This window comes from Oscillospiraceae bacterium NTUH-002-81, assembly GCA_032620915.1.
Classification (GTDB): Bacteria; Bacillota; Clostridia; order Lachnospirales; family Lachnospiraceae; genus JAGTTR01.
Window position 1 is genome coordinate 2,618,266 of sequence record CP136052.1, and the last position, 13,465, is coordinate 2,631,730.

15 protein-coding genes and 1 pseudogene are annotated in these 13,465 nt (G+C 52.6%); 3 read left to right on the forward strand and 13 right to left on the reverse strand.

Features of this window, described 5'->3' with window-relative positions:
- Window positions 1-62: 62 nt before the first annotated feature.
- Genes nrdR through rpiB form a run of 3 tightly spaced genes read right to left on the reverse strand, consistent with a single transcriptional unit; the run spans window position 63 to window position 1,229 of the window.
- Window positions 63-512 (reverse strand): transcriptional regulator NrdR, encoded by a 450-nt coding sequence (gene nrdR / locus RJD28_12945; protein WNV57182.1) that lies wholly within the window; start codon window positions 510-512, stop codon window positions 63-65.
- 7 nt (window positions 513-519) lie between these two features.
- Window positions 520-759, reverse strand: a complete 240-nt coding sequence (locus RJD28_12950; protein ID WNV57183.1) for a hypothetical protein — start codon at window positions 757-759, stop codon at window positions 520-522.
- Entirely contained in the window at window positions 756-1,229 is a 474-nt protein-coding gene (gene rpiB / locus RJD28_12955) for a ribose 5-phosphate isomerase B (protein WNV57184.1), read from the reverse strand. The genes RJD28_12950 and rpiB overlap by 4 nt, the downstream gene beginning before the upstream one ends.
- 225 nt (window positions 1,230-1,454) lie before the next feature.
- Here rpiB and RJD28_12960 point away from each other — a divergent pair, with 225 nt between their 5' ends.
- Complete coding sequence (locus tag RJD28_12960) at window positions 1,455-1,808, forward strand: hypothetical protein (GenBank protein ID WNV57185.1); 354 nt, start codon at window positions 1,455-1,457, stop codon at window positions 1,806-1,808.
- A gap of 174 nt (window positions 1,809-1,982) precedes the next feature.
- Here RJD28_12960 and RJD28_12965 read toward each other — a convergent pair whose 3' ends face one another.
- Window positions 1,983-2,825, reverse strand: a complete 843-nt coding sequence (locus RJD28_12965; GenBank protein WNV57186.1) for a DegV family protein — start codon at window positions 2,823-2,825, stop codon at window positions 1,983-1,985.
- Between the two features lie 358 nt (window positions 2,826-3,183).
- Here RJD28_12965 and RJD28_12970 point away from each other — a divergent pair, with 358 nt between their 5' ends.
- Both RJD28_12970 and htpG read left to right on the forward strand, forming a co-directional pair.
- Window positions 3,184-3,693 (forward strand): DUF5721 family protein, encoded by a 510-nt coding sequence (locus tag RJD28_12970; GenBank protein WNV57187.1) that lies wholly within the window; start codon window positions 3,184-3,186, stop codon window positions 3,691-3,693.
- A 170-nt stretch (window positions 3,694-3,863) separates the two neighbouring features.
- Complete coding sequence (htpG, locus tag RJD28_12975; GenBank protein WNV57188.1) at window positions 3,864-5,978, forward strand: molecular chaperone HtpG; 2,115 nt, start codon at window positions 3,864-3,866, stop codon at window positions 5,976-5,978.
- A gap of 64 nt (window positions 5,979-6,042) precedes the next feature.
- Here htpG and RJD28_12980 read toward each other — a convergent pair whose 3' ends face one another.
- The 9 genes and pseudogenes from RJD28_12980 to rimO all read right to left on the reverse strand — a co-directional run bounded on the left by RJD28_12980 (window position 6,043) and on the right by rimO (window position 13,320).
- Window positions 6,043-6,717 (reverse strand): GTP pyrophosphokinase family protein, encoded by a 675-nt coding sequence (locus RJD28_12980; protein ID WNV57189.1) that lies wholly within the window; start codon window positions 6,715-6,717, stop codon window positions 6,043-6,045.
- A 22-nt stretch (window positions 6,718-6,739) separates the two neighbouring features.
- Window positions 6,740-7,792 (reverse strand): peptidylprolyl isomerase, encoded by a 1,053-nt coding sequence (locus RJD28_12985; GenBank protein WNV57190.1) that lies wholly within the window; start codon window positions 7,790-7,792, stop codon window positions 6,740-6,742.
- Window positions 7,793-7,823: 31 nt separating this feature from the next.
- Window positions 7,824-8,087, reverse strand: a complete 264-nt coding sequence (locus RJD28_12990; protein ID WNV57191.1) for a glyoxalase — start codon at window positions 8,085-8,087, stop codon at window positions 7,824-7,826.
- A gap of 118 nt (window positions 8,088-8,205) precedes the next feature.
- The gene (locus RJD28_12995) at window positions 8,206-8,862 is read right to left on the reverse strand and encodes an HAD family hydrolase (protein WNV57192.1); all 657 of its coding nucleotides are present in this window, start codon (window positions 8,860-8,862) and stop codon (window positions 8,206-8,208) included.
- Window positions 8,863-8,907: 45 nt separating this feature from the next.
- A complete protein-coding gene (locus RJD28_13000) occupies window positions 8,908-9,498 on the reverse strand; it encodes a Maf family protein (GenBank protein WNV57193.1) in 591 nt (196 codons plus the stop codon).
- A gap of 111 nt (window positions 9,499-9,609) precedes the next feature.
- Complete coding sequence (locus tag RJD28_13005) at window positions 9,610-9,987, reverse strand: TIGR04086 family membrane protein (protein ID WNV57194.1); 378 nt, start codon at window positions 9,985-9,987, stop codon at window positions 9,610-9,612.
- Window positions 9,988-10,209: 222 nt separating this feature from the next.
- Window positions 10,210-11,458 (reverse strand): annotated as a pseudogene (locus RJD28_13010) (competence/damage-inducible protein A).
- A gap of 1 nt (window position 11,459) precedes the next feature.
- Complete coding sequence (pgsA, locus tag RJD28_13015; protein WNV57195.1) at window positions 11,460-12,002, reverse strand: CDP-diacylglycerol--glycerol-3-phosphate 3-phosphatidyltransferase; 543 nt, start codon at window positions 12,000-12,002, stop codon at window positions 11,460-11,462.
- Window positions 11,986-13,320 carry a 30S ribosomal protein S12 methylthiotransferase RimO gene (rimO, locus tag RJD28_13020; GenBank protein ID WNV57196.1) on the reverse strand — a complete coding sequence of 445 codons (1,335 nt, stop codon included), beginning with the start codon at window positions 13,318-13,320 and terminating at the stop codon, window positions 11,986-11,988. Before rimO ends, pgsA begins: the two co-directional genes overlap by 17 nt.
- Window positions 13,321-13,465 lie beyond the last annotated feature (145 nt).

The window sequence follows — 13,465 nt, forward strand, 5'->3', positions numbered from 1 at the left end:
GCAGCTACGCACATGATAATCCCTGCAAAACAGCTAAAAAAGAGGGTACAGCACCTGCACCCTCAGACAAGAAATTTCTTCAATTCATCCATAAATGTGTTGACGTCCTTGAACTCCCGGTAAACGGAAGCAAAACGGACGTACGCCACCGCTTCCAGATTCTTCAGCCGCTCCATGACCATCTCGCCGATCTCTTTGCTGCTGATCTCCCGCTCTTCCCGGTTGAAGATCTCGGTCTCCACGGCATCCACCAGCTCATTGATCTGATTGATGGAGATGGGCCGCTTGTGACACGCCCGAAGCACCCCGGCCTCAATCTTGGACCGATCGTACTGCTCCCGGTTGTTATCCTTCTTGATCACAACGAGGGGAATCGTCTCCACCTTTTCGTAAGTGGTAAAACGCTTCTGGCAGGCATCACACAGTCTGCGGCGGCGGATAGAGCTGTTGTCATCCGCAGGTCTGGAATCAATGACTCTTGTATTATCTTCCCCGCAAAACGGACACTTCATCGCTGTTCTATTCCTCCTCAGCCAGCCCGTTCAGATACTCGGAATACGCATCCAGATTCACCTCGGATGCTGTCGTATCCGGACGATTCACCACGCCCCATACAGAATAACCGATCCAGCACAGGCACGCTGCACAGATCACAGCGACAACGCCCTTACGGATGCCCGCCTGCCGTTTCTCCTTCTGTATCGTCTCCTTGCGCTTTGATTTCTGTTCTTTATAACGATCTACCTTTGCCTGGCTCATTTCACATCTGCTCCCTGTTCTTTGCTGTATTTTTTCTCAATATCGGTGAGCATATTCACCCGCCGCTCATGTCTGCCGCCCTCGAAGCTGGCTCCGAAAAAGGCATCCACGATCATCTTGCCAAGCTCTGTTCCCACCACACGGGCGCCCATGGCAATGATATTCGCATTGTTGTGCCGGACGGACATCTGCGCGGAATACGGCTCACTGCACACCGCCGCACGGATCCCCGGTACCTTGTTGGCCGCCAGAGAAATCCCGATGCCGGTTCCGCACACCAGCACGCCTCTGTCAATCTCTCCGCTGACAATGGCCTCTGCCACCTTCTGGCCCTGCACCGGATAATCCACTTTATCTTCCGGGCTATGTGCGCCGTAATCCACGCACTCATATCCCTGCTCCTTCAGATGCTCCAGCAGTGCATCCTTCAATTCCACAGCGGCGTGGTCACAGCCAAAACCGATCTTCATACTTCTTTCCTCCATTTCTGCCATACAGAGAAACTGTTCCCTGTATCCTCCTGCATGGAAAACGGAATCCGCGACTCCGATACTCACACTATGTGAAAAGGATACCATTCCGCCCGCTTTCTGTCAATGGGCAGACTTGTTTGGGCATTTTCACCAGGTGCAGAACGTACCTATTACACATTGCGCCCCTCCTTTTCAGACAGCAGTGAGCGTGTTTATGTTCCTGTGGAAAAGGCTGACGCATCGCTGAAAAATGTCATGACGGAAAAGGAAGCGCAGACATATCTGGAAAATTTCGGAAAAATGCAGGTAAAACCGACGCTGACCAACAAAGCGCCCATGCTTGCCGCCCACTACCGGGAGCTCCTGTCTTCCTGTAACGTCTCCGATCATTTACGGTTATATAAAGAAATTTATGAAAAAGAGGCCCTGGCCGTCAAAAACGGGAAGAAAATTGGAGCGACAGAACAGCAATTTATGAAGAAAGTAGCACACCTTCTCAGTGAAGAATTTGCCATCGCTTTGCATGAATCACCGGAGTCTTCTGCCAGACGGCTGGAGGAGCTGCTGCATGCCTGATCACATACCGCTGCTTCTTTCCGATTATAATACCATCCAAATCCATCCGTTGACGCAAGGATTGAAATGCAATGTGACAAAAATCCTTCTGTACAGTCCGGGATTGCTACAAATTCCAGACAGATACAGAAGGATTTTTTATTTCATTATATTCTGATACAGGACACTTTTCCCTTATACTGCGATGATCACACCGCCGTCGTTGGCATACAGACTGCTGATGCCGTTGGTATCCAGGATCATGATGTCCTTGAAGGTGGTCTTCTCTTCCAGCAGCTTCTTGGCCATCAGCGCCCGCTCGTAGCAGTTGCAGTGAGAGATCGCCAGGATCTTCTCCGCCGGGTTCTTCACATTCTGCACCACAGCCTCCACCATCTTGTGAATGGCTTTGTTGATACCCCGGGCCTGGCCCAGCTGACAGATGCTTCCCTCCGGCGTTGCACCCATCACCGGTTTGATGTTCAGCGCAGATGCCACAAAAGCCTTGATACCGGACAGGCGTCCGTTCTTGCGCAGCGTCTCCAGACTCTCCAGCACGAAATACGTATCCAGACCGTCCACAAACTGTTCCGTCTTCTCCACCACTTCCTCAAAAGAACATCCGGCCAGCTCATATTCCTCCGCCTTCATGGCCACCAGCGTCTGCCCGATGGACGCACTCCTGGAATTGAATACATGTACCTTCCGGTCAGGATGCTTCTCCTCAAACAGCTGCTGCCCCAGTCTGGCACTGTTATAGGAACCGCTGAGCTGCTCAGACAGCGTCACCACATAAATATGATCTGCGCCGCCGTCCTCATAGGCCTGCATATACCGCTTGGGTGACGGGCAGGAGGACTTCGGACAGTTCGGGCTTGCTGCCACCTTTTTCAGGAAATCCGCCTGGTCGAACGTCTCGTCATCCACGATCCGCTCGCCGTCCACATCCAGCTCCAACGGCACATTTTCATAAAAGCCGCCCGCAAGCTTCTCCTTCGGAATCTCCCCGCAGCTGTCCACAACAATCTTATAACTCATCTTTTCTATCCCCTTTGTACCGACTCCCTGTGCCGGTTATTCCTCTATATCTGTCATTTCCGCAAAGCACTGATCTTTGCAAAAATACTTTATGATGTAGTTTTTAATACTATGTAATACTAACATAAACACAGACGTTTGAAAAGGGGAAAATAAAATTTTCACTTTTTCCTCTGTGTTTTTTTTATTTTTATCCTATATAATATAGTAGACACAAAAGAAAAGGGAGCAATGTCGAAGACAGTATTTCCTTTTCTTGCATCATTATCGAACGAACTGCCTGCGATAGCAGGCGATAAAGCACGTTCGTGCGTGTTCGTGAGATTATGGCCGCATCATAATAAGAAGGAGCACCTCTATGCTGGCATTACGATTTACACAGACGAAAAATTTTATGGAGCGTCTGCTCCTGTCCCCGGCCTTTGACCGTTTTCTCTTATCCGAGGCATCCATCACCACGGCTGCCACGGTCTCTATTGACGGGCATTTTCATCCGGATTTTTACCCGGAGGCGGATGAGGAAGAGAATGCCCCTGTCCGCGCCGACCGTGGGCTTATCTACTGGGAACAGCTACGTCCTACGTGTTTTCAGCTGATCCGGGGCAAACACACGCCCCTGTCCTTTTCCTTTATTTTCTGTCTGGACACCAGCCAAATCCAGAAGCTGCTGGCAGATGCGTCCCTGTCGTTCCGACCCGAGGACGTCCGCGCTCTGTTTCTGAACATCCGCTATGACAATGGGACACTGACCTGCACCACCGCCACCTCCATGAACCTGTTCACCCTGGACAGATCTCTGGAAGAAACGTGGGAAAAAGCGGTGACGGCATTCTTTCTCCGGCAAAGTCTTGAATTTGACAAGATATAATTTGGCAGTTTTATACTTTCTTTAGATTCTTTATAAAATTTTTGTTAGCACTCAACGCATTTGAGTGCTAATTTTCTCTTGACATTCCATTTTTGCGGTATTAATATTACTGTTATACGGAAATATCCGTATTTTCATTTGTATTAATTTTTGAAATGGAGATGTTTAATATGGCAGAAAAACATGGAAGTCTTTCCATTAACAGTGAAAATATTTTCCCGATCATCAAGAAGTGGCTCTATTCGGATCACGATATCTTCTTCCGTGAGCTCATTTCCAACGGCTGCGACGCCATCACCAAGCTGAAGAAGCTGGAGATGATGGGCGAGTACCAGTTCCCGGACAAATACAAACCGGAAATACACGTCATTGTTGACCCTGAGAAGAAGACGCTGACTTTCTGCGACAACGGCCTTGGTATGACCGCTGACGAGGTGGAGGAGTATATCAACCAGATCGCTTTCTCCGGCGCCACCGATTTCCTGGCAAAATACAAGGACAAGACCAACGAGGATCAGATCATCGGCCACTTCGGCCTGGGCTTTTACTCCGCTTTCATGGTTGCGGATGAGGTACACATCGACACCCTTTCCTATCAGCCGGGTGCGACACCGGTACACTGGGAATGTGACGGCGGCACCGAATTTTCCATGACCGAGGGCACCAAGGACAGCGTCGGCACCACCATCACCCTGTTCCTGAACGAGGACAGCGTGGAGTTTTCCAACGAATACCGGGCTAGAGAAGTCATCACCAAGTACTGCTCCTTCATGCCGGTAGAGATTTTCCTGGAAAAAGCAGGCGCCGAGCAGGAATATGAGACCATCGACGCCGCCGACATCAAAGAGGACGACGTGGTGGTAGAGCGCTTCACCGAGGAAGCCAAGACCGAGGAGAAAGAAAATGAGGACGGCACCAAGGAAGTCATCGAGATTTCCCCTGCCAAAGAGAAGGCAAAGATCAACAAGCGTCCGGTTTCCTTAAGCGTCACCACGCCGTTGTGGACGAAGCATCCCAACGAATGCACCGATGAGGAATACAAGCAGTTTTACCGGGATGTTTTCCATGATTACAAGGAGCCCCTGTTCTGGATCCATCTGAACATGGACTATCCGTTCAACCTGAAAGGTATCCTCTACTTCCCGAAGATCAACACGGAGTACGATTCCATCGAGGGCACCATCAAGCTGTACAACAACCAGGTATTTATCGCCGATAATATTAAGGAAGTCATTCCGGAATTCCTGATGCTCTTAAAGGGCGTCATCGACTGCCCGGATCTGCCGCTGAACGTATCCAGAAGTGCGCTGCAGAATGACGGCTTTGTGAAGAAGATTTCCGATTATATCACGAAAAAAGTTGCTGACAAGCTCAGCGGCATGTGCAAGACTGACCGTGAGAATTATGAGAAATACTGGGACGACATCAGCCCCTTCATCAAATTTGGCTGCATCAAGGATGCCAAGTTCTGTGAGAAGATTTCCGATTACGTGCTGTTCAAGGATCTGGACGGCAAGTATCTGACGCTGAAGGACTGCATCGAGAAAGCCGAGGCTGCCAAGGCACCCGCCGAAGGAACCGAAGAAGCCGCTTCTGAGAACTCCGGGGAGACCAAGGCCGAGGAGGCTTCCCAGACAGAGAACGCTTCTGACGCAGAAAAGAAAGACGCCGGGGACAAAGAGCCGGAGAAGACAACAATCTACTATGTCACCGACGAGATCCAGCAGAGCCAGTATATCAACATGTTCCGGGAGAATGGCATGGATGCTGTGATCCTGAAACACAACATCGACAGCCCGTTCATCACCCATCTGGAAAGCCAGAATGAAAATGTCCGCTTCCAGAGAATTGATGCGGATGTCACCGACAGCCTGCAGGATGAATCCCAGGCAGATGCCGAGAGCTACAAGGATACGCTGACCGAAGTGTTCCGCAAGGCCGTTGGCAATGACAAACTGGAAGTCCGCACCATGTCCCTCAAGGATGAGAAGACCGCTTCCATGATGGTTCTGTCCGAGGAGAGCCGCCGGATGCAGGAAATGATGCGCATGTACGGCATGACCGGCATGGACGCTTCCATGTTCGGCAGCCAGGCAGCCCTTGTCCTGAATGTGAAACATCCGCTGGTAAAATACATCTTCGAGCACAAGGATTCCGAGAAGGTTCCCATGTTCTGCGAGCAGCTGTATGATCTGGCAATGCTGGCCCACAAACCGCTGAGCCCGGAGGAAATGACCAAGTTCATCAGCAGAAGCAACGAGATCATGATGGAATTAACAAAATAAAATATACGACGTTAAAGGCGCCGGTTGAGGTTTTCCTCTTCCGACGCCTTTGCTGTTTTCTTTTTTATCTGCTCTGAATTTCTTCCCGGATCTCCTGCATTTCCATATCCGTCTGGTTGATCCGGTCTGCGATCTGGGACAGCCGGTTGACCAGATCCTCTGATCCCGGCACATCTTTCTTGTACTTCATCTGGTGCTCCAGACTTGCCCAGAAGTCCATGGCGATGGTGCGGATCTGCACCTCCACCTTCATCGGCTGCTTCCGGTCTGAGAAGAACACCGGAATCTCCACGATCATATGATAACTGCGGTATCCGTTGGGCTTGGGATTCTTGATATAATCCTTGATCTCCAGCACAGTTACATCGTCCTGCGCCCCCAGAATCGCCGCGATCTTGTAAATATCATCGATAAAGGAACAGATGACACGTACGCCTGCCACATCGTGCAGGTTGTCCAGCACGGAATCCACAGAGATCGGATATCCCCGGCGCTGCAGCTTTTCCACGATGCTCCTGGGCTTTTTTACCCGGGACTTGATCATCTCAATGGGATTGTGGGGGCTGCACACTGCCATCTCATCGTTGAGCACATCCAGCTTCGTGCGCACCTCCCGGATGGCACAGTTGTACATCATCATCAGCTCCTGGAATTCCCGCAGCTGTCCCGCAAAATAGTCCAGATTCTCTGCGATCTCCGTATTGCTCGGTATATATTTTGTCAAATCCTGTTCATTCATGTTTCTTCTCCATCTGGCCGTATCATCCGCCGAACCGGCTCCGGTATACGTCATACAGCCCGGTATTTGTAATCTCTTCGCCATCCAGTGTGATGGCATCCCATTTTCTCTGGGAAAACTGGCAGACCTGATCTCTGGCAAACGCATTATACGTCTGTTCGAACGCCTCCCAGCGCCGCTCCTCCAGGAGCTTCTGCTTATTCTGATCGGTGGCTTCCCGGTCAAAATTGTTGACACAGAGGAAAATATGGTAGCCCGTGCTGTTCTGCATGACAGTGCTCAGTTCCCCGGTATCCAGAGAAAACAGCGCCTCCTCCAGCTTCTGCTCCACGTCACCTCTTGCCACCTGATATTCTTCCTGGGCGTCATCACTGTACTGCTGGGCCATGGAATCAAAGTCTGCGCCCTGCCGCAGCTGGTCGTACGCCGACATAGCACGGTTGTAAGCATCGCCCGCGGCTGCGATCGCCTGACTTTCATCTGCAGATGCTTCTTCCCCCGCATTACCCGTCTGCCCGCTGCCTGCTGTGCTGATAAAAATATGGCGCACAGTTACCACACGGGCCTCATCATCGCTGACCTCAATGGTCTGCTCCCCGGTGAGCTCCGCATAAACCCGGTCCGCCAGCAGTGCTTTTTCAAACAGGTGCTGCACATCACTTTCCGACGCCCCGGTAAACGCCTTTTCCGTTTCTGTCAGCGTGTCCATATATTCGGCGCTGGCCGACAGAATGTTGGCCGTATCTTCCTCATTCAGCCGGATCTGGTACTTGTCCGCCATCTCATCCATGACCAGAAGCTTTCCCATCAGATCCAGGGTGCTTTCCTTCACCGATTCCTCCAGCGTCTGCCCGCCGAACTGCCGGCTCAGCATTTCTTCCCCGTACAGATTCCGGTACCGGGCCAGCTCCGTCATGAGCAGAAGCTTTGCCTCCGGCAGCGTCATGGCCGCTTTGTTCACAGAAAATAATTCATTCCGGGAAAGGCCGCCGGTAAGCACGACTTTTAAGCCGCCCTTCGTACTGCAGCCGCCAAGAGACAGCGCTGCCGCCAGCAAAACACCGCAGACGGCCACCGTCTTTTTCTTTTTTTCTCATATATGCTTCTTATCCCTCAACAATCAGAAATCTGCCGTCCGGAATGGCAAACACTTCTGCCGCATCCAGCAGCTCTTCATCGGACATGCCGTCCACATCCGCACCGCTTTCCTCAAAATATTCCCGCACCTCTGCCACGCTGTCCACCACAGCTGCCATGCAGTCGTCCAGAAACTCGTCCGCTTCCTCCAGCGTCTCCGCCACCGGCTCATCAAATAACTGTCCCTGCATTTTCAGAAAAATCTCCAGAATCTCCTCTTCGTACTCGTACATTGCGCTACACTCCTTTTTCGTCTGCGTTTCGTTTTCACCTGAACCTGCGCATAATCGCCTGGTACTTCCCATTTATCCGCACTGCGCGGGCAATTTTACAAATCATCCCAACCGCAGTCTATCTCAGCTGTTTTAAAATATCCGCAGGCACCTCTGCCAGCACCTTCGCACCGTTGTCAAGCAGCTCCTGCCGGTCACGGAAGCCCCATAATACACCGATGGGGAACATGCCTGCCGCCACTGCCGTCTGCATGTCCGTGTTCGTATCACCGCAGTACAGGCACTCCTCCGGCTTCACATCAAATACCCGGGCGATCTCCAACGCCCCGTCCGGGCACGGTTTTCTGCGGATCTTCTCGGTCTGGCCCTGCACATAGTCAAACAGTTCCGTGCCGAACAGATCCCGGATCACATCATGGGTTCTGGCATCCGGCTTGTTGGACAGTACCGCTATCTTCAAGCCTTGCTGCTTCAACGCTTCCAGCACCTCCGGAATGCCGTCGTAGGGGTGCACCTGATACATGCATTCCTTTTCAAAAATCGCTGCATAGACCGGCATGATCTCCTCCAGTCTGGAACAGGCGGTATCCCCGCAGGCGGCAAGTGCCCGCTTCATCAGCTCCTGCGCCCCGTCTCCCGCATAATAACGGTAATTATCCAGCGGCAATGCCGGAAATCCCAGCTGCTCCAGTGCCATGTTGGCACTGTGGGCAATGGAAGCCAGCGTATCCGCCAGTGTTCCATCCAGGTCAAAAATCGCTGCTTTGTAAGTCATCTGTCTTCGCTCCTTTTTTGTATGTCCTGCGGCTGCTGCCTGCCATCATCTGGCATCTTCGGTCAGTCCCAGCCGCTTCATCTCCTGATAAAGTCTTCCCAGTGGCAGCCCCACCACGTTCAGGTAGTCTCCGTTTATTTTCTCAATGTATTTGCCAAACCGTCCCTGGATGCCGTAGGCCCCGGCCTTGTCAAAGGGTTCCCCGGTGTCCATATAGGCTTCGATCTCCGCGTCCGTCATCGGATAGACAAACACGTCTGTCCGCTGCACGAAACTGTGCACAGTGTACACGCCCTGCCGCACCGCATCCAGCGCCACGCCGGTATACACCTGGTGAGATCTACCCTGCAGCGCATGCAGCATACGGCTGGCATCCGCCCGGTCTGCCGGTTTTCCCATGATCTCGCCGTCCAGCACCACAATGGTATCTGCACCCAGCACAAGGCAGTCTTCCTTCTGTGATCCAGCCACCTCCCGGGCTTTGGCTTTCGCCAGATTTTCCACAATCTCCACCGGATCTGCGCCGACACGCACTTCTTCTCCCCGGGCCGGGCAAACGGCAAAGGCAAAACCCGCCATATCCAAAATCTCCCGCCGTCTCGGAGAGGCCGACGCCAGTATGAGTTTCGTCATCATTTGTTCCTCCCATTCTAATCGCTATTATACATGAATTCTCCCGGATTGCAAAGACATTCTCTGCTCCTGTGCCTGAATGCCGCCACTGTCCGCACATCCGGCCGTTTCGTCTCACGCCACCATCCCGCCCAGCATGCCGCTGGCCACGCACAGCACCAGCGACGTAAACACATCCCCGGTCACCTGGGCACTGCTCTGTTTCATACAGAAGGACACGCCAAACAGCACCGCATAATACAGCAGGCCGATGATCATCCCCCACATAAATTTCCGCGTTTTCTGCAGCTTTCCCATAAGGAAACCGCCCAGAAAACAGGACAGCACATAGGCCGCAATGATGCCGCCGTCCACCACCGGTTCTGACAGCTCCAGCTTATATAAAAGCCCCGCCAGCACCAGCAGAATGACCATCGTCACCAGGTAGGCCGCGATGAGCACTTTTACCACAGAAAAGATCGGGAACCGCCTCTGCCCCTGCCTCATTTCCATAAAAACATCCCTCCCATACAAAAATATATGGGAGGGATGTTACAGGTATTCCTATTTAGATTACAATAAATTGTTCCGTGCTTCGCACTCTCACAATTTATCTGCCATTCGCATATCAGAAAGCTCACGCTTCCCTTCTATGCTCATGTCCGGGCATGTTCCAAGGTCTATCACCTGCCCATGTGCAAGCACAGGCAGGTTCAGACTTTGGAACATTGTAATCTACAATTTTATATTTTCCAGCAGGCAGTCCCGCAGCAGCACCAGCGCCGCTGCCACAGACGACTCTCGCACCTTTCTTCTGCCGCCGCTGAACTGGCATTTCTTCACCGTCACCTTGCCCTTGAAATTGCAGGCAATATACACCAGACCCACCGGTTTTTCCTCGGAGCCGCCGTCAGGCCCTGCGATACCGGTAACAGAAACCGCAATGTCGGAACCGGTCATCATCATGGCACCCTTGGCCATCTCCTTGGCTGTCTTCTCACTGACTGCGCCGTTTACCGACAGGGTATCCTTCTTGACCCCCACCAGCTTGCGCTTTGCCTTGTTGGAGTAGGTCACATAGCCCTGCTTGAACACATCGGAGACACCTGGCACGTTCACCAGCCGTCCTGCCAGCAGGCCGCCGGTGCAGGATTCCACGGTGGTGATGGACAGATTCTGCTCCTTTAACAGAGCCACAACCACGTCCTCCAGCTCCACATTTTCATCGGTGCTGTAAATCTTGTTGCAGAAACGACATTTCAGCTCCCGCACCACGGGTTTTAACAGCTTCTTGGCCTCCGCCTCTGTCTCCGCCTTGGCAGTCACGCGGATATGCACCTCGCCGGTCTTGGCATAGGTGGCGATGGTCGGATTCGTATACTGGTGGATGAGATCCTTCACATCGTTTTCCACAGAGCTCTCGCCCACGCCGCAGATCTTCAGCATCTTCGACACGATCACATCCGGCTCTTTTTCCCGCAGATAGGGAAAAACATAGGTTTCAAACATGGGGATCATCTCAATGGGCGGGCCCGGCAGCAGGGATCAGGGTTGCCTTCTCATCCTCCACGATGATGCCCGGCGCAGAGCCGTTGGCATTGTCCAGCACGATACAGTCCTCAATGACTTGGGCCTGCTTCCAGTTGTTCTCTGTGGGCTCCTTGCCGATGCGGCGGAAAAACTCAGCGATCCGCTCCCGGCTGTGGACGTCCTCCACCAGCTTTCTGCCCAGCACCTCTGCCACGGTCTCCTTGGTCAGGTCGTCCTCTGTGGGTCCCAGGCCGCCGCCCAGGAACACGATGTCTGAACGGTCCATGGCCTGGCGGATTGTATCTGCCAGCCGTCCCGCATTATCGCCGACCACACTCTGGTAGTAAACCGACAGACCGAGCATGGCGCACTGCTCTGCCAGATAAGCCGCATTGGTATTGACAATGTTGCCAAGCAACAGTTCCGTTCCCACTGAAATAATTTCCGCTGTCATGTTATTTTCCCCCATCCTTTAAGACGTCTTTGTTTTTCATCAGGTAATCCACCAGTGACACCACGGTAAGGATCAGCGCCACGTAGATGAGAATCTGCTCCAGCAGCACAAAGCTGCCGCCCAGATCCAGAATGAGCACAATGATCATGAGCATCTGGAAAACGGTCTTGAACTTGCCCCAGTAGCTGGCCGCAATGACCACACCGTTGTCTGATGCGATGAGCCGGAACCCACTGATGATAAATTCCCGGCTGATGATGATGATGACGATCCAGGAAGCCAGACGTCCCTTGTCCACCAGACAGATCATGGCCGAGCACACCAGCAGCTTATCCGCCAGCGGATCCATAAATTTCCCAAAATTGGTCACCAGGTTGTACTTTCTGGCGATCTTGCCATCCAGCATATCTGTCAGGCTGGCCGCAATGAAGATTGCCAGCGCGATATATTTTCCATAACTGCCGCCCAGATCCGTCAGCATAAACACCACGAAAAACGGGATCATAAACACTCTGAGCAGCGTCAGCTTATTCGGTAAATTCATCTGCCATCTCTCCTATCAAATCATATTCCATCGCTCCGGTCACCCGGGCGCGTACAAAATCACCGGTCATCAGTGTCTCCGCCGTCTGCAGGAACAGGTAGCCGTCCACATTTGGCGCATCTTTGTAGGTACGGGTCACGTAGGCATTCTCGTCTGCCACGCTGCCCTCCACCATGCACAGAAGTTCCCGGCCGATCATTTCTTCGGCCTTATCCATGGAAATCTCCTGCTGCAGCTCCATCAGTTCATCCCGCCACAGCTCCTTCTGTTCTTCCTCGATCTGGTTGTCCATGACAGCCGCCGGGGTGTCCTCCTCCGGGGAATAGGTAAATACCCCCAGCCGGTCGAACTCGCACGTATCGATGAACTCCATGAGCTCCTCATGCTCCCCCTGGGTCTCTCCCGGGAAACCGGCGATCAGCGTTGTCCGCAGGCAGATATCCGGGATCTCCTCCCGCAGGTGATCCACCACCGCCAGCAGCTGGGCTTTCGTCGTCTTTCTGCCCATCCGCCGCAAAATATCATCGGACGCGTGCTGGATCGGCAGATCCAGATAATGGCAGATCTTTTCCTCTTCCTTCATCACCTGAATGAGCTCCTCATAAATCTCCTCGGGATAACAGTACTGGATCCGGATCCAGTAAATGCCGTCAATGCGGCACAGCTCCCGCAGCAGCTCATGCAGCCGTTTCCGGCCATACAGATCCACGCCGTACAGCGTCGTCTCCTGGGCCACCAGAATGAGCTCCTTCACCCCCTGCTCTGCCAGCTCTCTCGCCTGGTCGATCAGTTCCTCCATGGGTACGCTGCGGTAAGCCCCCCGCACCTTGGGGATAATGCAGTAGGTACAGTGCTTGTCGCACCCTTCCGCGATTTTCAGATACGCATAATGGCCGCCGGTGGTGAGCATCCGCTTGCCCGTATGCACCGGCACATCCAGCGGATCCATGATCATGGGATGCTGCCCGCCCAGCGCTTCCTCAATGGCTTCAGCGATATTTTCATAGGAAGCGGTTCCCAGCACCGCATCCACCTCTTCGATCTCCTGGGTGATCTCCTCCTTGTACCGCTGGGCAAGACATCCTGCCACGATCAGCGCCTTGCACGGGCCGGTTTTCCGGTACTCCGCCATCTGGAGAATGGTGTTGATGCTTTCCTCCTTGGCATCATTGATAAAGCAGCACGTGTTGACGACGATCACATCCGCTTCCGTCTCATCGTCCGTGAAAGTGTAACCGCGGCCGCCGAGAATCCCCAGCATCGTCTCGGAATCCACCAGATTCTTGTCACATCCCAGGGAAACAAACAATATTTTCATACAAATATAAACTCCTTTACAGTCTCATGTAAATATATCAGTTTATTGTACCATTTCCTCTATACAAAAGTCAAATTTCCGTGAACGGTGAAAGATCCATTTCCATGCCCTCTGTTGCTTTCCGTCTTCATTTTTTGCTTCCCCC

Bases quoted from the DNA above. Each gene is read 5' to 3' on its own strand.
- RJD28_13000 (WNV57193.1), bottom strand. From the start codon at position 9,498: ATGATGACGAAACTCATACTGGCGTCGGCCTCTCCGAGACGGCGGGAG.
- RJD28_12990 (WNV57191.1), bottom strand. From the start codon at position 8,087: ATGTACGAGTACGAAGAGGAGATTCTGGAGATTTTTCTGAAAATGCAG.
- RJD28_12970 (WNV57187.1), top strand. From the start codon at position 3,184: ATGCTGGCATTACGATTTACACAGACGAAAAATTTTATGGAGCGTCTG.
- htpG (WNV57188.1), top strand. From the start codon at position 3,864: ATGGCAGAAAAACATGGAAGTCTTTCCATTAACAGTGAAAATATTTTC.
- rimO (WNV57196.1), bottom strand. From the start codon at position 13,320: ATGAAAATATTGTTTGTTTCCCTGGGATGTGACAAGAATCTGGTGGAT.
- RJD28_12995 (WNV57192.1), bottom strand. From the start codon at position 8,862: ATGACTTACAAAGCAGCGATTTTTGACCTGGATGGAACACTGGCGGAT.
- rpiB (WNV57184.1), bottom strand. From the start codon at position 1,229: ATGAAGATCGGTTTTGGCTGTGACCACGCCGCTGTGGAATTGAAGGAT.
- RJD28_12950 (WNV57183.1), bottom strand. From the start codon at position 759: ATGAGCCAGGCAAAGGTAGATCGTTATAAAGAACAGAAATCAAAGCGC.
- nrdR (WNV57182.1), bottom strand. From the start codon at position 512: ATGAAGTGTCCGTTTTGCGGGGAAGATAATACAAGAGTCATTGATTCC.
- RJD28_12965 (WNV57186.1), bottom strand. From the start codon at position 2,825: ATGAGTTATAAGATTGTTGTGGACAGCTGCGGGGAGATTCCGAAGGAG.
- pgsA (WNV57195.1), bottom strand. From the start codon at position 12,002: ATGAATTTACCGAATAAGCTGACGCTGCTCAGAGTGTTTATGATCCCG.
- RJD28_12980 (WNV57189.1), bottom strand. From the start codon at position 6,717: ATGAATGAACAGGATTTGACAAAATATATACCGAGCAATACGGAGATC.
- RJD28_13005 (WNV57194.1), bottom strand. From the start codon at position 9,987: ATGGAAATGAGGCAGGGGCAGAGGCGGTTCCCGATCTTTTCTGTGGTA.